The organism is Bradyrhizobium sp. USDA 10063 (assembly GCF_054063735.1).
The window spans coordinates 3,754,308-3,777,346 of the sequence record NZ_JBSSGP010000002.1; the positions used below are offsets into that span (position 1 = coordinate 3,754,308).

The 23,039-nt window shown below is 65.0% G+C and carries 2 protein-coding genes; both read right to left on the reverse strand.

Annotated elements, in window-relative coordinates; translation table 11 throughout:
- Positions 1-3 precede the first annotated feature (3 nt).
- Positions 4-16,452, reverse strand: coding sequence for a non-ribosomal peptide synthase/polyketide synthase (locus tag ACVJGD_RS19965; protein WP_456635948.1), 16,449 nt, complete (start codon positions 16,450-16,452; stop codon positions 4-6).
- Complete coding sequence (locus tag ACVJGD_RS19970) at positions 16,445-23,038, reverse strand: amino acid adenylation domain-containing protein (RefSeq protein WP_456635949.1); 6,594 nt, start codon at positions 23,036-23,038, stop codon at positions 16,445-16,447. Before ACVJGD_RS19970 ends, ACVJGD_RS19965 begins: the two co-directional genes overlap by 8 nt.
- Between the last annotated feature and the right edge of the window lies 1 nt (position 23,039).

Here is a 23,039-nt window from a genome sequence, read left to right on the forward strand (position 1 = left end):
TCGTCAATCCGCCGGTTCCGCGATCCGGGAAACCGCCGCTTCCGGCTTCGGATCGAGCAGCTCGCAGATCACGTCGAGGAAATCTGTATCCTTGAGGATGGCGAAGTGATTGTCGCCGACAACGCCGCTGTCGATGGCGTTCGGCAGCCTGTCCTCCAGCCAGTTGCGCTGTAGCAGGCGGGTCGACGTCCACCAGCATCGCGGTGCGACCGCCAAACGCGCCGGCAAGGACGATTCCTGCGCGAGATTCTTCAAGTGTCGCCCGACGGAGAAAGCGCTGGAGATGTCATCGATCCCGAGAGAGACGTCTCCCGAGGCCTGTGGTGCGACTTTATCCAATACTTCCGCGACGAACCGCCGAACGGTTGCCGGCGTCTCCGGCACGCCCGCGGACTTCGTCGATCCCGCGTGCGACTGAACGCGAGCAACCGACACCGCCGGGACGACCGCCGTCAGCAAGCCGGCCAGCTCATCGGTCCAATGGTTATCAACTTCCGTCCGCTCCGCCAGACCATGCTTCCGCGGCACGAAGCTGTCCACCATGGCCAGACAATCGACGTGTTCGCCGCGCCGCTCGAGTTCGGCCGCGACAAGGCTGCCAACCAGTCCGCCGAGCGACCAGCCGACCAGGCTGTATGGACCACGCGGCTGTACGCGCATGATCTCACCCGCATAGTCCACCGCCATCGCCTCAAGTGAACGATCGCTCCAGGATGGATCGACGAGCATCCGGGATTGCAGCCCGACCAATTGACGGCGACCTTCAACGCGGCGCGCCAACGGTTCATAGTCGAAGACAGTCCCGAACCCGCCATGCAGACAGAACACCGGCCGTGCGCCAGCAACCGGCGCGTTGAGGGGCAACAGAGCCGATGGCGCCGACCGCTCCGCGGTGGCAGCGCCATTGGCCAACAATTCGCGGATCGTCGGCTTCTGCAGGATATCGCGAAGCTTGATCTCGATGCCGAAGTTCTTGTCCTGCCGAACCTTCGCGACCACCTTCAGGCTGAGGATCGAATTGCCGCCGAGTTCGAAGAAATTGTCGGTGACACCGACCTGCGGCAGCTTGAGTATTTCGGACCAGAGGCGCGCCATCGCGATTTCGGCCGCGCTCTGCGGGGCCACGAAGGTCCGTGTCGGCGCGTCCGGCGCCGGCAGCGCCTGGCGGTCGATCTTGCCGCTCGGCAGCACCGGCAGACGATCCAGCATGACGATCCGCGACGGCACCATATAGGCCGGCAAGCTCTGCTTCATGAATCCAATCAGTCGCTCGGCCATGCACTCGGCTGTCTCGCCGGATGCATGCTTCGTCGTCTTAGGCGCGACATAGGCGACAAGCTGGCTTCCGGACGCGCCCGCCAATGCCACGACCGCGGCCTGATCGACCTCCGCATGGCGCAGCAGTGCGGTCTGGATCTCGCCGAGCTCGATCCGGAAGCCGTTGATCTTGACCTGGTCGTCGCTGCGGCCAAGATATTCGATCGTGCCGTCCTCGCGCCAGCGTGCCAGATCGCCGGTCCGGTACAGCCGGGCGCCCGGCACCGCCGCAAACGGATCGGGCACAAAGCGCTCGGCGGTCATGCCGGCCTTGCCGTGATAGCCCCGCGCAAGCCCGGAGCCGCCAAGATAGAGTTCGCCGACGACGCCGGCGGGAATGATATTGAGCGCGTGATCGAGAATGTAGGCGCGACGGTCGCCAACGGGCACGCCGATCGGCGCGTAAGGCGTCGCGCATTCGGCGCTGCCATCGACCTTCCAGACCAGCGGCGTGACCACGGTCTCGGTCGGGCCATAGCCGTTGATCAGGATGCGCGGCTTCAGCACCCGCTTCACCTTGTCGAATCCTGCCTTCGGCATCGCCTCGCCGCCGAAGGAATACAGCTTGACCGGAGGCGGATTGCCGGCCTGCTCGACCCAGTCAGCAACTTGCTGCAGATACGCCGGCGGCAAGCCGATGTGGCTTGCGCGATAGGCGTGCAAGGCATCGACGGTCTGCTCCGGCGTCCACAATTCGGCGTCGCGCATCAAGAGCCGTGCGCCATGCGACAGCACCGTCAGCCAACGCTCGTGCGCGCCATCAAAGGCCAGCGACAGGAAATGCAACTCGCAGGAGTTCGCGTCGATTTCGTAAAGTGCGCCGGTCGCGTGGCAGTGCATGGCAAGCGGACCATGGGCGACCGCCACGCCCTTTGGCTTGCCGGTCGAACCGGAGGTGTAGATGAGATAAGCGAGGTTCTCCGGGTGCAGGCCAGGTTGCGGCACATGATCCGGCCCGGCGTCAAAGTCGAAGGCGGAAAGCTTGATCTGCTCGACCCGATCCACACCCGCCAGGCCCGCGACGTCGGACTGTCCCGTCAGCAGAAACGCGATGCCAGCATCACGCATGATGTAGGACAGCCGGTCAGCCGGATACTCGGGATCCAGCGGAACATAGGCGCCGCCTGCCCTCAACACCGCGAGCAACGCCACCATGGTCGTATCGGAGCGCTCGACCATCACGCCGACGCGCTGTTCGACCCGAAGCCCGCGCGCGATCAGGTGATGGGCGAGACGATTGGCCCTGCGATCGAGCGCGGAATAGGAGAGCTCCTTGCCGCCGATGATCACGGCGGTTCGTTCGGGGTGAAGTCCCGCCCAGGCGCTGATCGCCTCATGCACGAACGGCAGGGCGACGGCCGGCTTTGCATGGCCGTTGCAGTTGTCGGCAAAGGCCGTGTCGCATGCCGTAACCGGATCGATGCCGCCGAGCGTTGCGGTTGCGTCCCGCGTCAGCGCCGTAAGCAGATGCTCGAACTGTGTGCTGATCTGCTCCGCCTGCGCAGCGGTGAAATGGCTCGGCATGTAGGTGTATTCGACCTGAAGCGTCTCCTCGACCAGGATCGAAAGGTCCATCGGATAATTCGTCACGTCGACATTGTTCAGGCCGCCGAACTGCAGCGAGCCGTCGCCGCGCTGCATGCCACGCTCGATCGGATAGTTCTCGAACACGATGATGCTGTCGAACATCGACTGCCCGGCGCGGCCGGCCCAGCCCTGGATATCGTAGAGCGGCGTATGCTCGTAATCGCGGATTGCCAGATTGCGATCCTGAAGCGTGCGCAGCCAGTCGCCAACCTTGCTCGTCGGCCACGGCGTTTCGATCACCGGCAGCGTATTGATGAAGAGGCCGAGCATCTGATCCGACCCATCGAGGCTTGCCGGGCGGCCAGCCACGGTGACGCCGAAGGTGACTGTCTGCTGGCCGGTATAACGTTGCAGCAACAGCGCCCAGACGCCTTGAATGAGGGTGTTCAGCGTGATCCGTTCGCGGCGTGCGAACGCTTTCAACGTCGCGGTCGCTTCCTCACCAAGCCGCGTATAGCAGCGCTCGTGGCCGGACGCCTGATGGCGGCGCGAACCGAAGGCGTCGGAAAGCTGGGTCGGCTCGGCGAAGGCCTTCAACTGTCCGCGCCAGAAACGTTCGGCGGCCTGCGCATCCTGTGCCAGCAGCCAGGCGATATAGTCGCGGTAACGCGTCGGGTTCGCTGTCGATGTCCCGTCGTAGTAATGTTGCAGAACTTCGGCGACAAACCTCGCCGAACTCCATCCGTCCATCAGGATGTGATGATAGGTCCAGATCAGGCGATAGAGATTGTCCTCGAGACGGAGCAGCCGCACGCGCTGCAGTGGTGGCGTCGAGAGATCGAATTCCGCGGCACGCTCGGTGGCAAGGGCTGCTGCGATGCGCTCCTCGCTGATGGCCTGCCCGCGCCAATCCTCTTCCTCGAACGGGGCAACCGCCTCGCGATAGACGGCCTGCAGCGGCGAGCCGGACAACTCGCGCCAGAGAAAGCCGGTGCGAAGCATCGGATGACGCGCGGTCACCTCGCGCCATGCGCTCCGCAGGCGACCGGCATCGAGCCCGCGAATTTCGACGCTGACCTGATTGACGTAAACGCCGCTGCCGGCATCGCGCAGGCTGTGGAACAGCATGCCCTGCTGCATCGGCGCGAGTGGATAGATGTCTTCGATGTTGCTCCAGTCGAGGCCGAGCCGTTCAAGCTGTTCGCTGGTCAGGCCTGAGAGGGAGCCGAGTGCCGAGGCTGGCGCTTGCTCCTCGTGCCGCACTTCGCGGGACACCGTCGCAAGGGTTTCGATCGTCTGATGCCGGAAGATATCGCGCGGCTCGATCAACAGGCCCTGGCGGCGCGCGCGGCTCACCATCTGCAGCGAAATGATCGAGTCCCCGCCGAGTTCGAAGAAGTTGTCGGTGACGCCGATGTCGCCCTGGCGCAGCAGTTCGGCCCAGATCGTGGCCAGCGCCGCCTCGGTCGCCGTCCGCGGCGCCACGCGGGCCGTGGCGGTTGCGAGGGCGTCCGGCGCCGGCAGCGCCTTACGGTCGACCTTGCCGTTCGGCGTCAGCGGCAATTGCTCCAGCGCCACGATCCGCGACGGCACCATGTAATCCGGCAGCAGCGATGACAGCGCTGCCCGCAGCGCCGCGCCGTCCAGGGTACCCTCGCTGACGACATAGCCCACCAGTTGGCGATGGGCGCCGATCTCGCGCGCCACCACCACCGCCGCGCGCACGCCGGGCTGTGCCACCAATCGCACCTCGATCTCCCCGAGTTCGATCCGGAAGCCGCGGATCTTCACCTGATGGTCGGCGCGGCCGACATATTCGATCAGGCCGTCGGCCCGCCAGCGTGCCAGATCGCCGGTGCGATAGAGTCTTGTGCCGGGAGGACCAAACGGATCGGGAATGAACCGCTCCGCCGTCAGCGCGCCGCGACGCCAATAGCCGCGGGCCAGGCCGGCGCCACCAATATAGAGCTCGCCGACAACGCCGATCGGGGCGACGTTGAGGTCGCGGTCCAGGACGTAGAGCGTGGTGTTGCCGATCGGCCCGCCCAACACCGGGCGATCATCCTGGGCGTCGAGCCGGTGACGCGCCGACCACACCGTGGTCTCGGTCGGTCCATACAGGTTCCAGACCTCAACGGCCTGCCCCACCAGCCGCCGCGCCAGATCCGGCGCCAGCGCCTCGCCGCCGCACAGCACCCGGCAGCCCTGCGGAAGCCATCGGCCAGATGCCTCGTCATGGTCGAGCAGCATCCGCCAGGTCGAGGGCGTCGCCTGCATCACCGTTACGCCCTGCGTACTCACCAGCGCCTTGAGCCGGGCCGGGTCATGCGCCGCCGCGCGATTCGCCAGCACCACGCACGCGCCACGCGTCAGCGGCAGCCACAATTCCAGTACCGCAATGTCGAACGACAGCGAGGTCAGGCCGAGCACCCGGTCCTGCGCCGTCAGGCCCGGCTGCTCCGCCATTGTTGCCAGGAAGTTTGTCACCGCGTCGTGACGCACCATCACGCCCTTCGGCAGGCCGGTCGAGCCCGAAGTGTAGATCACATAGGCCAGGCTTTCCGGATGCACCGCAACGTCGAGATTGCCGGCGTCGCCACCTGCTTCATCATGCCCGTCCAGCAGCCAGGCCTCGGCCCCGGTCTCCGCGAGCACAGGAGCGAAACGCTGCTGCAGCGCCTCCTGCGTCAACACCAGCCTCGCGCCGCTGTCGCGCAGCATATGCGCCAATCGCCCTTCGGGGTAATCCGGATCGAGCGGCAGATAGGCCCCGCCCGCCTTCAACACCGCGAGCAGCGCCACCATCATCTCGATGCCGCGCTCCAGCGCCAGCCCGACCACCACATCGGCGCCGACGCCACCCCTGCGCAGCCGATGAGCCAGCACATTCGCCCGGCGGTTCAACTCGCCGTAGCTGATCTCCCGGTCGTCAACGACAACCGCAATCGCATCGGGCGCTGCCTTCGCTTGTGCCTCGAATTGTGCGATGATCCCCAAACGCGGCTTGTCGTGGCTCGTATCATTGGCCTGTAAGAGCAAGGCAATCTCGGCCGGATCACTCGTCGTGATCGAGCCGACGGCTCTGTCCGCGTCAGCGCTCAGCGCGTCGAGCAGCCGCACGAACGCGGCCTGCAACTTGTCGATCTGCGCCTCGTCGAAATATTTGCGCTGGAAATTGAACACCAGCCGCAGCCGATCATCGAGACCGACACTCGCGAACAGCGGATAGTTGCTGGTTTCGACGATGCTGGTCCTGCCGACACTGACGCGCTGCCCTTTCTCCTTCAGCGCCTGGTCGACCGGATAATTCTCGAACACCAGGATGCTGTCGAACAGCGGCCGGCCAGGACGTCCGGCCAGACGCTGGATTTCATACAGCGGCGTCCAGTCATATTCCCGCAGGGCCAGATTGCGGTCCTGCAAGTCGCGCAACCATGCGCCGACCTTCTGCTGCGGATTGACGCTGTCAACGACCGGCAACGTGTTGATGAACAGGCCGACCATCTCTTCGGAGCCCGCGAGTTCGGCAGGCCGGCCCGAAACGGTGACGCCGAAGCATACAGTGCTCTGCCCGCTATGCTGGCGCAGCAATTGCGCCCATGCTGCCTGCACCAGGGTGTTCAGTGTCACGCGCTCACGCGACGCAAACTCCTGCAGCCGCGCCGTCAATTCCAGATCCAGCGCCAGCGCGCGGTGACCGGACGCGTCACCATCGACGCGTTCTGCCGGTGCCGTCGCCAGGAAGCTCGGCTCATCCAGCGACGCCAGCGCATTGCGCCAGAACGACGCCGCCGCGTCACGGTCCTGCCTCTGCAGCCATTCGATATAGTCGCGATAGCGAATCGGCAGTGCGGGTAACAGGCCATCACCATCGTGACGCATCACCTCCGCGATGAACCGCGCCGAGCTCCATCCGTCCAGGAGGATATGATGATGGGTCCAGATCAGCCAGTGACGATCGTCCGCAAGCCTGACCAGCCGCACCCGCTGCAGCGGTGGCCGGGACAGGTCGAAGCCCTCAGCACGTTCGCGCCGTGACAGCTCCCTCAGCGCGGCCTCCAGTTCGGGCTCGCCAAGTTCAGCGACGCGCATACGCCAGTCGTCTTCGACGAACGGCACATCGGCATGGCGACAGACGACCTGCTGCGCCAAACCGGATAGCTCGCGCCAGACAAATCCGGTTCGCAGCACCGCGTGCCGGTCACTGACCGCCTGCCACGCCGCGCGGAGCCTGCCGGCATCAAGGTCACGGACTTCGGCCGCGACCTGATTCACGTAAAGCCCGCGCTCATCGTCGTGCACCGCATGGAACAGCATGCCCTGCTGCATCGGCGACAGCGGGTAGATGTCCTCGACCTCTCGCCAATCCAGTGCGAGCGCGTCGAGATCGGCCTGGCTCAGGTCGGACAGCGCCACGTCCGAAGGTGTCAGCCCAGAGACACCGCTGGTGCAATGATCGATCAGTTCGCGCAGGGCTGTCTCATAGAAGCCGGCCAGCCGCTCGACGGTCTCGCGCCGATAACGCCGGCGACCGAAGCCGAACGACAGCCGCAATTGGCCTTCCTGCACCAGGCCGTTGACGCTGAGCCAGCGCCGCAGCGGGCTCGAGGCGCTGCGCGAAGAACCTGCGCTTTCCGGCGCCATGGTGAACGACGCGGCCTCTCCGGTGCCGCCATCGACCTGGCCGAGATAATTGAACACGATCCTTGGCTCGGCCATCGCCGACAGCATCGTGCGCTGCTGTTCAGAGCCGAGATAACGCAACACGCCATAACCCAGCCCGCGGCCGGGGATGGCGCGAAGCTCTTCCTTCACCGTCTTGATCAGGGACGCGGCATCGCGCGCGCCGCCAGTCAGCTTCACGGGAAACGCTGTCGTGAACCAGCCGACCGTGCGAGAGATGTCGAGATCGCCAAACAGATCCTCGCGGCCGTGGCCTTCAAGCTCGATCAAAATCTCCTCACGGCCGCTCCACTGCCACAGCGCACGCGTGAGCGCCGCAAGCAGGAGATCGTTTGCCTGGGTGCGATAGGCCGAAGGAGCATCCCTCAACAGGCGACTTGTCAGTTCGACATCGAGCGACAGCGAGATTTCATCGCCGTCGGCCACCACGTCGACGCCACCATGATCGTGATCGCATGGCAGGCCGGCGCCAGCATCGCGCTCGAGCCAATAAGGCAATTCCGCAGCCAGTTCCGAAGATGCGGCGTAAGCGTGCAGGCGTTCGCCCCACAAGGCATAGGGGTGGCTCTTGGGTGGAAGAGCAGCGATCACCGCACCTTGCGCCAACTGGTCATAGGCGGACGCGACGTCTTCCAGCAGTACACGCCAAGATACGCCATCGACGACGAGATGATGGATTACGATCAATAGCCGCTGACTGCCATCTGCCAGATCGATTCCGACCGCGCGCAGCAACGGTCCTCTGGACAGCGACAGGCTCGCTTGCGCCGATGAGGCCAGCGCCGTCACGGCTTCGCCGTCAGTCGCACTGCAAACCCGGAACAATTCCGATGCTTCCGGCGCTGCGCCATGCTCGGCGTGCCACGTCCCATCAACCTCTGCGAAGCGGAGACGCAACGCATCGTGATGATCGACCACGGCCGCAAACGCGCGCGCCATGATCTGCCAATCGAGCCGGTGTTGCGGGCAGAGCAGCACGGCCTGATTCCAGTGATCGCGCTCGGCGATGTCTTGCGCGAAGAAACGTACCTGGATCGGCAACGGGAGATGCCGACCGGAGATGGGCCCCTGATCAGCCGGAGTTTCGGTCCGCTGCTCCGTGCGCGCCACGCGCGCCAGGGATTCGAGCGTCTGATGCTGGAAAACGTCGCGCGGCTCGATCAACAAGCCCTGGCGACGGGCCCGGCTCACCATCTGCAGCGAGATGATCGAGTCGCCGCCCAGTTCGAAGAAATTGTCGGTGACACCGATCGTTGACTGATGGAGCAGTTCGGCCCAGATCGCGGCCAGCGCCGCCTCTGTCGGCGTCCGCGGCGCCACATGGTCCAATGGGACCGCAAGCGCTTCCGGCACCGGCAATGCCTTGCGGTCGATCTTGCCGTTCGGCATCAGCGGCAGCCGCTCCAGCACGACGATCCGCGACGGCACCATATAGTCCGGCAGCACCGACGACAGCGCCGATCGCAGCGTTGAGCTTTCCAGCGTATCCTCGCCGCTGACATAGCCCACCAGTTGGCGGTTGGCGCCGATCTCGCGCGCCACCACCACCGCCGAACGCACGTCGGGCTGCGCGAGCAGTCGCGCCTCAATCTCCCCGAGTTCAATGCGGAAGCCGCGGATCTTCACCTGGTGATCGGCGCGGCCCACGTATTCGATCAAGCCGTCCGCCCGCCACCGCGCCAGGTCCCCGGAGCGATAGAGTCGCGCGCCGGCCGGACCAAACGGATCGGGGATGAAGCGCTCCGCCGTCAGTGCGCTGCGGCGCCAATAGCCGCGCGCCAGGCCGGCACCGCCGATATAGAGTTCGCCGGTCACGCCTTCGGGCGCCAGATTCAAATCGCAGTCGAGAATCCTGATCACCGTTCCTGGAATCGGCTGCCCGATCGGCACTCGCGCCGCGCCATCGTTTCGACAATTCCAGAACGTGGCGTTGATAAGAGCTTCGGTCGGACCATAACGGTTGTCGAAGCGAACGTTTGGGAAAGCCGCCAGCACGCGCGCCTTCAACTCCGCCGATAGCGCCTCGCCACCGGCAAACAGGCGCTTGAGCGTCGCGCAGCGTTTCGCCTCGGGCTCGGCGACGAAATGCTCCAGCATCTGCGGAACGAAATGCAGCGTCGTCACGTCGTGGGCAATGATCGCGTCGATCAGGAGCCGCGGCTCGCGATGCGCAGCCGGCGGCGCAATGGCAAGACGGGCGCCAGTGGCGAGCGGCCACAGGATCTCCCAGACGGAGACGTCGAACATGAATGGCGTCTTCTGCAACAAGGTCTCGCCGGGATCGAGGCCGTATTCGGCCTGCATCCAGCCGAGCCGTGCGGCAAGCGCACCGTGCGAACAGGCCACGCCCTTGGGCACTCCCGTCGATCCCGAAGTGTAGATCACATAGGCCAGGTTCTCGGGGTGAAGCGCGATGCCGAGATCGCGGTCGACATCATCAGAGCCTGCTTCATCGCCTGTTTCGACCGTCCAAACCTCGGCGGCTGCTTTCGCGAATACAGGCGCGAGGGCTTCGAGCAACCGGCCTTGCGTCAGCACCAGCTTTGTTCCGCTGTCGCGCGACATCAGAAGAAGCCGCTCAGGCGGATAGTCCGGATCAAGCGGCAGATACGCCCCGCCCGCTTTCAACACCGCCAGCACCGCAACGATCAGGTCAACGCGGCGTTCCAGGGCAAGCCCGACCACCGTGTCCCGCGCAACGCCACCGTCGCGAAGCCGCCGGGCCAGACGATTGGCCCGCGCATTCAACTCGCCGTAACTGATCCGCTCTTCGCCAAACACCAGAGCAGTCGAGGACGGCGAACCGGCGGCGCGCGCCTCGATCTGGGCCACGATGCCGCCATTGAAAGCCCTTGGCGCGCTCGCGGCTTCGCCATTCCAGCCCAATATCCGCTGTGCTTCCTCCTTGCCGAGGCCGTTGAGTTCGCCGAGCGAACGATCCGCACCGCGCGCGATTCCGGCAAGCAGGCGTGCCAGACTTTCCTGCAGACGTATCACCTGCCGCTCGTCGAAGCGGCTGCGGTCATAACGAAGGCCGAGATTGATGCCGTCGGTCTTCGTGAACACCGCCACCGTCAAGGCATAGTTCGTGATCGATATCTGTTCGGCACGTCCCATGGGCGGACCGTTGTCATTCTGCCCGCGCAACGCCTGATCGATCGGATAGTTCTCGAACACCAGGATGCTGTCGAACAGCGGCCGGCCCGAGCGCCCCGCGAGGCGCTGGATCTCGTAGAGCGGCATCCAGCCGTGCTCCCGCAAATCGACGTTGCGCTGCTGCAGGCCGCGAAGCCAGGTAGCAACATCGGTTTGCGACCGAGCCTGATCGACGACCGGAAGCGTGTTGATGAACAGGCCGACCATTTCCTCGGAGCCGACGATCTCCGCAGGCCTGCCGGATATCGTCGCTCCGAAGCATACGGTGCGCCGGCCGGTATACTGACGCAAGAGCTGCGCCCACGCTCCCTGCAGCAGCGTGTTCAGCGTCACCCGTTCGCGTTTGCAAAATGTCTGCAGTTTCGCCGTCAGCTCCGGATCGAGCACCAGGTCGAGCGAGCCGTGGCCGGATGCTTGTGGATCGGAAGGTCCACCCAGGGCATCCGCGAGAAAGCTCGGCTCGTCCAGTTCGGCCAACGTCGCGGACCAGAACTTCGCCGCCCCGTCGTGATGCCGGCCTTGCAGCCAGCCGATATAATCGCGGTAACGTCCCTGCACGACCGGCAAAGGCTTGCCACGCTCGTGCTGCAGGATCTCGGCAATGAGGCGCGCGGAGCTCCAGCCGTCCAGGAGAATGTGGTGATGGGTCCAGATCAGCCGGTAGCGATCCTCGCCGAGCGTGATCAATCGCACCCGCTGCAATGGCGGTCGCGACAGGTCGAAGCCCTGGAAGCGTTCGGCGCGCGACGCTTCCGCCAAGGCGGCATCCAGCTCGGCGCGGCCCATCCGCGCGGCGCGGTCGCGCCAATCTTCTTCCACGAACGGCACCGTCACGTGACGATAGACCACCTGCTGCGCCGCGCCCGACAGCTCGCGCCAGACGAAGCCGGTGCGCAGCACCGCATGGCGGGCGCTGACCGCCTGCCACGCCGCGCGCAGCCTGCGCGGGTCCAGACCGCCGATGTCCGCCGCGACCTGGCTGATATAGAGCCCGCTTTCCCCGTCGCGCAGCGCGTGGAACAGCATGCCCTGCTGCATCGGCGACAGCGGATAGATGTCCTCGATCTCGCGCCAGTCGCGCGTTGCTCCCAACAGATCGAGATCGGGCTGACTCAATCCCGACATTGCGACGTCCGACGGCGTGATGCCGCAAGCGCCGCTGGTGCAGTGCGCGACGAGCTCCCGCAGCGCTGCCCCATAATGCTCGGCGAGGCGTTCGACCGTCGCGCGCCGGTACCGCCTGCGCCCGAATCCAAACGACAAGCGCAACCGACCTTCCGATACCTGGCCGTTGATACTCAGCCAGCGGCCAAGCGGCGCGCTCGCGCTGCGTGCTGGACCAGCGCTTTCGGACGCGACCGTGAACGGTGCGCCCTCGCCAATGCTGGAATCGAATTGGCCGAGATAATTGAAGACGATCCGCGGCTCCGCGATCGCGGCCAGCGCGCTGCGCTGCTCGTCGGTGCCGAGATAGCGCAGCACGCCGTAACCCAGTCCGCGGGCCGGAATCGTGCGCGATTCTTCCTTGATGGTCTTGATCAGCGTGACGTCGTCTTTCGCGCCGCCCTTCAGATGCACCGGAAAGGCGGTCGTGAACCAACCCACCGTGCGCGAGATGTCGGCGCCCGCGAAGATGTCCTCGCGGCCATGGCCCTCGAGCTCGACGAGGACTGCGTCGATTCCGCTCCAGCGCCATACCGCCCGCGCCAGTGCCGCCAACAGCAGATCGTTGACCTGGGTCCGATAGGCCGAAGGTGCGTCCTTAAGTAGCCGAGCTGTCGTTGCCGCATCGAACGCCAGCACAATCTCTTCACCTTCAGACACCCGATCGATGTCGCCGTGATCATCGTCACAGGGCAACTCGGCATCCGGTTTCCGTTCGAGCCAATAGGGCAGCTCCGCGGCCAGCATGGGAATAACGGCATAAGCCTGCAGCCGCGTGCCCCATGAGGCATAGGACTGGCTCTTTGGCGGCATCGCGATCGACGCCGCGCCCTGCGTCAATTGGCCGTAGACCGCGGCGATGTCTTCCAGCAGAACCCGCCACGATACTCCGTCGATCACAAGGTGATGCACCACCACGAGCAGCCGCTGGCTGCCATCGGTGAGATCCATCCCGACCAGGCGCAGCAGCGGGCCCTGCAATGACAGGCTGGCCTGCGCCATCGAAGCCAACGCCGTCACCTCCGCCGCATCGCGTATGCCGCTGCGAATCCATAGCAGGTCGGAGAGCGCGGGCGCAGCGCCATACTCCGCCCGCCAGGCACCATCGATCTCTTCGAATCGCAGCCGCAGCGCGTCATGATGCGCAACCACGGCCGCGACCGCCTGCCGCAACACATCCCAGTCCAGGCGCGATCGCGGCACCAGCAGCACCGCCTGATTCCAGTGATGGCGTTCGCCGGCGTCTTCGCCGAAGAATCGCGCCTGGATCGGCAGCAGTGAATGTTCGCCGCCGGTGAGATCCTGCTCGAACGCCGCCTCTTCCGCCGGATGGTCGGTGCGTGCCGCGAGCGCCAGCTCCTGCAGCGTCTGATGGCGGAAAACGTCGCGCGGCTCGATCAACAAACCTGCCTGACGCGCACGACCGACCAACTGCAGCGAGATGATCGAATCGCCGCCGAGCTCGAAGAAGTTGTCCGTGACCCCAATGGCGGGCTGACCAAGGAGTTCGGCCCAGATCGCGGCAAGCGCGATCTCGGTCGGGGTTCGTGGTGCGACATGTTCCCCCGGGACGGCAGGCAGGTCGGGTGCCGGCAAGGCTTCGCGGTCCACTTTGCCATGCGCGGTGAGCGGCAATCGCTCGAGCGTCACGATCCGCGCCGGCACCATGTAGTCCGGCAGTTCCTCCGCGAGCGCGGCGCGTAGCGTCGCCTCGTCGAACTTGCCCGTGCCGCAGACATAGCCGACCAGTTGGCGGCCCGCCCCTGCTTCACGCGCGACCACCACCGCCGACCGTACGCCCCGCTGGCGTATCAGCCGTGCCTCGATTTCACCCGGTTCGATCCGGAAGCCGCGAATCTTCACCTGATGATCCGACCGGCCGAGATATTCGATCACGCCATCTGCGCGCCAGCGCGCAAGATCGCCGGTGCGGTACAGCCGCGCGCCGGGTTCGCCAAACGGATCGGGGATGAACCGTTCCGCCGATTGCGCACGGCGCCGCCAATAGCCCCGTGCCAATCCCTCGCCGCCGATGAACAGCTCGCCTGTCACGCCGACGGGTACGATGTTCAGATCGCCGTCGAGGATAAAGGCGGAGCGATCCCCGACCGGACGTCCGATCGGTGCGTAGGCCCCCTCGATCTCAGCGTCGGCGTCGACCTTCCAGACCAGCGGCGTGACCACCGTTTCCGTCGGACCATAGCCGTTGATCAGCTTGCGTGGCCTCAGCGCACGCTTGACCTTGTCGAAGCCGGCCTTCGGCATCGCCTCGCCGCCAAACGAATAGAGTGCGACCGGCGGTGGATCGCCGCGCCACGCCGCGAAATCCGCGAGCTGCTGCAGATAGGCAGGCGGAAACCCAGCATTGGTCACGCGCTGCTGGCGCAAGACGTCGAGCGTCTGCTCGGCAGACCACAGATCCTCATCCCGCATAACGAGCGCGGCGCCGCAGGTCAGCGCGGTCCAAAGCCGCTCATGCGCGCCGTCGAACGTGAACGACAGAAAATGCAGTTCGCGCGAGTTCCGATCCATCTCGTAGAGTTCGGTGGTCGCCTCGCAATGCATCGCGAAGGGACCGTGCGCAACGGCAACGCCTTTCGGTATTCCGGTCGAGCCGGATGTGTAGATCACATAAGCCAGGCTTTGCGGATTCACCGCGATCGCAGGATCGCTTTCCGGCTCCTGGTCAAGATCGATCGCCTCAAGATCGATCATCGCAATCCCGGTCGACTCCGGTGACCGCGTCAAACCGACGGCATCGGCCAACACAAAGTGCAGGCCGGCATCGTGCATCGTGCCGGCCAGCCGCGCGGCCGGATGATCGGGATCAAGCGGCAGATAGGCGGCGCCGGCCTTCAAGATACCCAGCAGGGCCGCCACAAGCGACGGCGAGCGCCGCGCGGCGATGCCAACCACTTCATCCGGACCGATGCCAAGGCGGATCAGGCGATGCGCCAGACGGTTGGCATTGCGATTGAGTTCGGCGTAGGAGATGACAGTTTCCGCAAACACGAGCGCCGGCGCATTCGGCGCTTGCTCCGCAATGCGGGCAACCGTCTGGTGTACAGGCGTGAACGACACGGGCGTTCGGGCGGACGCGTTATTATTCCAGCGGCAAAGCTCGGCCCGTTCCTGCGGCGAGAGCAGCGTGATGCCGGCGATCGGCTGCATCGGATCAACGGCCATGGCTTTGAGGATCGTGAGCCAATGTGCCGAAAGGCGTTCAATCGTCGCCCGCTCGAACAGCGCCGTCGCATAGGAGAAGACGGCGCTGATCTCTCCTGAAGACGTCTCTTCGCTGTCGAGCGCCAGATCAAACTTGACCGTATCGACCTCGGGGTCGATTTTTTCGATTCGCAGGCCAGTTCGATCGGGCGGATTGATCGAACCCCGGCGGCGCTGATGATTGTAAAGAACCTGGAAGAGCGGATTCTGGCTCAGGCTCCGCTGCGGCTGCAGGATATCCAAAAGGCGCTCGAAGGGAAGATCCTGATTCTCCTGCGCTTCGATCGTGGCGGCGTGGACGGAAGCGATGAAATCCGCAATCGTTTCGCGGCTGTCGAGCGATGTGCGAAGCACCTGTGTGTTGACGAACGGCCCGATCATCCCCCGGGTCTCGTCCCGGTGGCGATTGGCGACGGGTACTCCGACGCTGACATCGGATTGACCGGTGTAGCGATAAAGCAGCAGCTTGAAACCTGCCAGCAGGACAGTGAACAGCGTGGTCCGGCGCTGGCGTGCAAGCGCGCGCAAGGCATCGGCGAGCATCGGATCGAACTCGATGCGAACGGCCGCGCCGGCATGATCGGGCAATGCCGGACGCGCCCGGTCAACAGGAAGCTGCAGCGCAACCGGCTCCTTGAGGCGACGGGTCCAATATTGAACCTGGCGCTCGCCATCGACGGCGCTCATCCACAACCGCTGCCAGGCGGCGTAGTCGGTGTATTCAATCTCAGGTTCCGGCAGTATCGCCGCTTCGCCGCGGACGGCCGCTCCGTAGAGCTGCCAGAACTCGTCGACCAGCACCGCCATCGACCAGCCGTCGGCCACGATATGGTGCATCGTGACGACGACGATGTGGTCTTCCTCTCCAAGTCCCAGCAACGCCACCCGCAGCAGCGGGCCGATCTCGAGATCGAAGGGCGCTGCGGCTTCCTCGCGGGCCAGGCGCCGGGCTTGCTGTTCCCGGTCGCTGCCATCCACGATGATGCGCCGCAGCTTGACAGCGTCCGCCTCGAGCAGGATCTGCTCGGCTTCCCCGCCCTCCTGACGGAATACCGTGCGAAGCGCGCCGTGGCGGACCACCAGTGCGTCGAAGGCCTGCTGCATGGCGTTGACATCGAGCTTGCCGCGCACGCGCACCGTCACCGGCATGTTATAGGCGGCGCTGCCGGGATCCATTCGCCACAGGAACCAGAGTCGTATCTGCGCAAAGGAGAGCGGCGCCCGTTTTCGTTCCTGACGCGCGATCGGCAGCATCGACAGATTGACGCCCCTTGCCCCAAGCTGCGTCAGGAACGCGTGCTGCTTGGTGGCATCAAGGCGCATCAGCCGCCTCGAGATGTCGCGAAGCTGGTCCTTCTGCGTTACGGCAAGATCACTCATCGGAAAATTCGACTTCCTTCAGCATGTCGAACATGGCGGCGATGTCATCTGTCCGCTTGTCGGCAACAAGCTCGGGCGCCAGCGCCGCCGCCATCGTTTCGATGGTCGTCATTTCGAACAGGCGGTGCAGCGGCAATTCATGGCCGAGATCGCGCTTGATCCGGCTGACGAGTTGCACGGCGATCAGCGAATCTCCGCCGAGTTCGAAGAAGTTGTCGGTGACGCCGATGTCGCCCTGGCGCAGCAGTTCGGCCCAGATCGCGGCCAGCGCCGCCTCGGTCGCCGTCCGCGGCGCCACGCGGGCCGTGGCGGTTGCGAGGGCGTCCGGCGCCGGCAGCGCCTTGCGATCAATCTTGCCATTTGGCGTCAGCGGCAGCCGCTCCAGTATCACGATCCGCGACGGCACCATGTAGTCCGGCAGCAGCGATGACAGCGCTGCCCGCAGCGCCGAACCATCCAGGGTCCCCTCGCCGCTGATATAGCCCACCAGTTGGCGGTGGGCGCCGACCTCGCGCGCCACCACCACCGCCGCGCGCACGCCGGGCTGCTCCAATAGCCGCGCCTCGATCTCCCCCAGTTCGATGCGGAAGCCGCGGATCTTCACCTGATGGTCGGCGCGGCCGACATATTCCACCACCCCGTCCGCCCGCCAGCGTGCCAGATCGCCGGTGCGGTAGAGTCTTGTGCCGGGAGAACCAAACGGATCGGGAATGAACCGCTCCGCCGTCAGTGCGCCGCGACGCCAATAGCCGCGGGCCAATCCCACGCCCCCGATATAGAGCTCGCCGACGACCCCGATCGGGGCGACGTTGAGGTCGCGGTCCAGGATGTGGAGCGTGGTGTTGCCGATCGGTCCGCCCAACACCGGGCGATCATCCTGCGCGTCGAGACGGTGACGGGCCGACCACACCGTGGTCTCGGTCGGTCCATACAGGTTCCAGACTCCGCCGGCCTGCCCCACCAGCCGCCGCGCCAGATCCGGCGTCAGCGCCTCGCCGCCGCACAGCACCCGGCAGCCCTGCGGAAGCCAGCGGCCAGATGCCTCGTCATGGTCGAGCAGCATCCGCCAGGTCGAGGGCGTCGCCTGGATCATGGTCACGTCCTGCGCAGCCACCATCGCCTTGAGCCTGCCAGGATCATGCGCCGCGGCGCGATCCGCCAGCACCACGCACGCGCCACGCGTTAGCGGCAGCCACAATTCCAGCACCGCGATGTCGAACGACAGCGAGGTCAGGCCGAGCACCCGATCCTGCGCCGTCATGCCCGGCCGCTCCGCCATCGTCGCCAGGAAGTTCGTCACCGCGTCGTGACGCACCATCACGCCCTTCGGCAATCCGGTCGAGCCCGAGGTGTAGATCACATAGGCCAGGCTTTCCGGATGCACCGCGATGGTGAGATTGCTCCCATCATCGCCTGCTTCATCATGCAGCCCCTCCAGCAGCCACGCCTCGGCCCCGGTCTCCGCGAGCACAGGAGCGAAACGCTGCTGCAGCGACGCCTGCGTCAACACCAGCCTTGCGCCGCTGTCGCGCAGCATGTGCGCCAATCGCCCTTCGGGGTAATCCGGATCGAGCGGCAGATAGGCCCCGCCCGCCTTCAGCACCGCGAGCAGCGCCACCATCATCTCGACGCCGCGCTCCAGCGCCAGCCCGACCACTACATCGGCGCCGACGCCGGCTCCGCGCAGGCGTCGCGCCAGCACAAAGGCCCGGCGGTTCAGCTCGCCGTAGCTGATCTCCCGGTCACCAACGACAACCGCCGCCGCATCAGGCGTCTTGCCGACCTGTTCTTCGAACAGCTCATGGAAACAACGGCCCGACGGATATCGCATCTGCGTCCGATTCCACGCCCTAAGCAGCAGCTCACGCTCCTCCGGCGGAAGGATATCGAGTTGGCGGACGGGAGTGCGCGGCGCTCGTTCCAGTGCGGTGGCCAATTGATCAAGCGCATGCTGCATCATCGCGCAGACACGCTCGGGGGAAACAGGCTCGACGACCTGCGCGGTCAAGCCAAGCGCCTGACCATGGTCTTCGACCGACAGCATCAGGGGATAGTTGGTCCGCTCCTCGCCGCCGAGCCACTCAACGCCGTCCAAGAGTTCATTGGTCCCCGGCGAGTCTGCCGGCATCCTGTTGTGACGGTAGTTCAAGAGCGCGCTGAACAAGGGCGCCGGCGGCGCGATGCCGCTGCACCGCTGCGCGAGCGCCAACGAGGCATGTTCGTGCGTCATCAGCTCGGCCAGCCGGGCATGCGCGTGACGAACAGCATCCTCGACAGCCGTACCGTCAAGATCGAGCCGCAGCGGCAAGGTGTTGATGAACAGTCCCATGGCGCGATCGGCACCGACGCCGGCATGCATGCGGCCGAACAGCACCGTCCCGAACACGACCTGCTCTCGCCCGCTGCTCCGCGCGACCACCTGGCCCCAGGCGAGATGGCAGAGGCTCGCCAAGCTCACCCCCAGGCGTCGCGCCTGAGCACGAAGGCGCTCGTTCAGCGCTTGCGGCAACATCCGGCGGGCTTCGCGCACATCTCTGCCGTCGCCATGCACCTGGTTCAAACCAAAGGGAACAGTCGGCTCATCGACATCCGACAGCATGTCGCGGAAGAATCGCTGATGCTCCTCTGCAGCGAGCTTCCCTCGTGCCTGTGCCACGAGATTGCGGAACGGATTCGGAGCACTCAGTTCGTGCTTGCGCCCGGAAAGGATTTTCTCGACCTCGCCATGCACCACCTCCAAGGTCGAATGATCGCCGATCATGTGGTGCAGCAGCAGCAACAGCAGCCAACGTTCGCTGCCGGATGCGCGTGCGATGACAAATCGCAGCAATGGCGCCTGGCCAAGATCGATGCGATGTTGGCGCGGATCGAAGCGGCACGCCAACTGGTCGCGCGCAGCACCAATGTCATCGAGTTCGATCTCGGTGACGATCAAGGGCGCCTGCCGCCAGACCACCTGGGCCGGGCTCGACAACCCCTCCCACTCGATGGAGGTGCGAAGGATGTCGTGACGATCGACCACCTCTTGAACGGCCGCGAGATAGCGATCGAGCAGGTCGCGGCTTGCGAACGCCATTTGACCGACCATCAGATATGGATCGCCTTCGGTCGACAGCAGGTGGTGGAACAGGATGCCATCCTGCAATGGCGACAGGCCGTAGATATCCTTGATGTTGGCGACGCCACCCGACACCCTGGCGACTAAGCTGTCGATCTCGGATTGGCTCAAGGCGATCAGCGGCAGCATCTCCGGCGTGATCGTCGTGGTCTGCGGCGTGATCGGATTGGCGGGAACGACGACCTCGCCGCCGCGATTCAGGCTGGCAGCGAGTTCACACAGCACGGGCCGCGCGAACAGGGTGCGCACATCGGTGGTGAGCGAATGCCGTTGCAGCCGCTCCAGCAGTCGGACAGCAAGCAGCGAATGCCCGCCGAGCTCGAAAAAATGATCGTTGCGCCCTATCCGCTCGATCCCCAGTAGTTCGGACCAGATCTTCGCAAGGATCTCCTCGACCTCGCCTTGCGGCGCCGCATAGCCGCGACGCGCAAAGGCATCGCTGTCAGGCGCTGGCAACGCCTGGCGGTCGACCTTGCCGTTCGGCGTGAGAGGCAATGCATTGAGGCGCACGAAGGCTGACGGCACCATGTAATCAGGCAATCGTTCGCCGAGATGGTCGCGCATCGTCGCCGCAAATGCGGTCAAATCGAGTTCACCGTTATCGCCCTGCTGCACAGCCGGCACCACATAGGCGACGAGGCGCGGGGCGTCGCCTTGATCGCCACGTGCCAGAACCACCGCATCGCCCACAGCGGGATGTTCGTTCAGACGAAACTCGATTTCGCCGAGCTCGATCCGAAAACCCCTGATCTTCACCTGATGATCGTTACGGCCGAGGAATTCGATGTTGCCATCGAGAAGGTAGCGTCCGAGATCTCCGGTGCGGTAGATCCGCGCCGCCAGATCGGAACTGAAGGGATCGGCCGCGAACCGCTCCGCCGTCAGATCGGCCCGGTTCAGATAGCCGCGCGCGACACCGACGCCGCCGATGCAGATCTCCCCGATCGCACCTCTCGGCACCGGCGCGCCGGCTTTGTCCAGCAGATAAATTCGCGTGTTCGCGATCGGACGGCCGATCGGGACAACACCACCGTCAAAGCCGGCTGGCCGCCGCCAGGTCGTAGCACAGACGGTGGCCTCCGTCGGTCCATAGCCGTTGAAGACGGCGACCGCCGCGGGCAGGCTTTCGATCAGCTCAGCCCTGGGCAACTCACCGGCGAGAACGATCACCTGCAACGACGCCAGGCGTTCCAGATCCGCGCGTCCCTGCAGCAGCGCCGGCGGAAGGGTCGCATGCGTGATGCCGTTGCGCGCCAGATAATCCAGGAGTTCCGGCACGCTGCGCTGCTCGCGCGCACCAAGCAGATGCAATTCGGCCCCCGAGCACAGGGCCATGATGATTTCCCAGATGCTCGCGTCGAAACTGAATGACGCAAACTGAACGATGCGGCTCCGGGACGAAACGCCAAACAGCTTCATCTGGGCCAGCGCGAGGTTCACCAATCCGCGATGCTCGACCATCACGCCCTTGGGCGTGCCCGTAGAACCCGAGGTATAGATGACATAGGCGAGATGGCGCGATGTCAGACCAAGAACATCGGAGTCAGGGGTGGATGTTGGCAGCATGCCCCAGCCCGATGCATTCGCTTCGATGTGAATGATGTGACACGTCGTGTCGCTGAGCGACGATCGGCCGACGTCATCGCAGATCAACAGTTGCGGCTTTGCGTCGTCGAGGACCTGGCGCAGCCGCTCGGCTGGATAGGCCGGATCGAGCGGCAGGTAGGCGCTGCCCGACTTGAGCACCGCCAGCAGCGCGACGATCATGTCAACGCCGCGCTCCAGACAGATCGCGACCAGCCGATCCGGGCCTGCGCCGAGCCCGATCAGATGATGAGCAAGCTGATTGGCCCTCGCATCGAGTTCGCCATAGCCTACGCGCCGGTCATGGTGGACCAACGCGGTCGCTTCCGGCGCCTTGCGGACCTGCTCGGCGAATAATTCGTGGATGCAGCAATCGGACGGATACGGTGTTGCCGTCCGATTCCACGTTTCCAGAAGCAGCGCACGCTCTTCGGCCGGAAGCAGATCGATGCGGTCGACGATCTGGTCTGCATCGGCAATCATCGCACGCAGCACGGCAAGCAGATAGCCCCGATAACGCTTCACCGTCATTTCGTCGAACAGTGCGGTCGCGTAGTTCAGCGCACCAACGATGCGGCCGTCGACTTCGCCGAGGTCGAGCTCCAGGTCAAACTTGACCTGGTCGAGCGCGGTTCTGGCAACCTCGACCTGCAGACCGGGCAGTTCAAACGCCGCCATATCGTTGTTCTGCCAGGCGAACACGACCTGGAAAATCGGGGTGTGATCGAGACGCCGCGGAGGCTGCATGATCTCGACGAGTTGTTCGAAAGGCAGATCGCGATGATCCTGCGCCGCCAGCGCGGCATCGCGCACGCGGCTCAAGAGTTCCGCAACGCTCGGCTCGCCCGACAAATCCAGACGAAGCGCCAGCATGTTGACGAAGAAGCCGACCAGGCCTTCGACCTCGCGCCGGTCGCGGTTGGCCGTGGGCGTGCCGATCACGAGATCGCCCTGACCGGACAGCCGCGAAAGCACGGCCGCCCAGGCCGCCAGCATCGTCATGAACGTCGTCGTGCCGTGGCGTTGGCTTAACCGCCGGATGCCGATCGCAAGATCAGCATCGATCTCGATCGGCAGTGATGCGCCGGAAAGAGACCGGATCGGTGGGCGCAGCCGATCGGTCGGCAGTTCGAGCAAGGCCGGAGCACCAGCCGGCACCTGCCGCCAATAGTCGATCTGCCGCTGCAATCGTTCTCCGGTCAACCACTGGCGCTGCCAGGCGGCATAGTCGGGATATTGAATCGCAAGCGACGGCAGCGGATCTTCCTGGCCGGCGACAAAGGCGCGGTACAGCGCGGAGAGCTCGCGGATCAGCACTCCCATCGACCAGCCATCGGAAACGATGTGATGTTGAGTGAGCAAAAAGACGTATTCCTGTTCCGCCATGCGGATGAGACATCCGCGGATCAATGGCCCGCGAGCCAGATCGAACGGAGCCTGCACTTCCTCGGCACACAGACATTCGAACGCCGCTTCGCGGTCCGGTGCATCACGCAGATCATGCTCGACCAAAGGCAGGCCCGCATCGGCGGGCAGCAGCTCAACGCGAGGTTCTCCACCCCTCGCAATGAAAATGCTGCGCAGGGCTTCATGGCGCGCGAACAGGCGATCCAGACTGCGACGCCAGGCAGCAACATCCAGCACCCCGGACAGGCGCAGCATGCCACGGACGTGATAGTTGCTGGCCGCACCGTCGAGCTGCGCCAGCAGCCAAAGCCGCTGCTGCGCAAAGGACAACGCGAGCACGCCGTCCCGCGAGACCGTCGGTATCTCGGAGCTTTCGCGCTTGCCGGCACTGCGACGACGATCCTTGGCGAGCAGGACGAGCTTTCTTAGCTCCTCCGGATCCAGCTCCCGCAGATCGCGCTTGGATGGAGTGGCCATG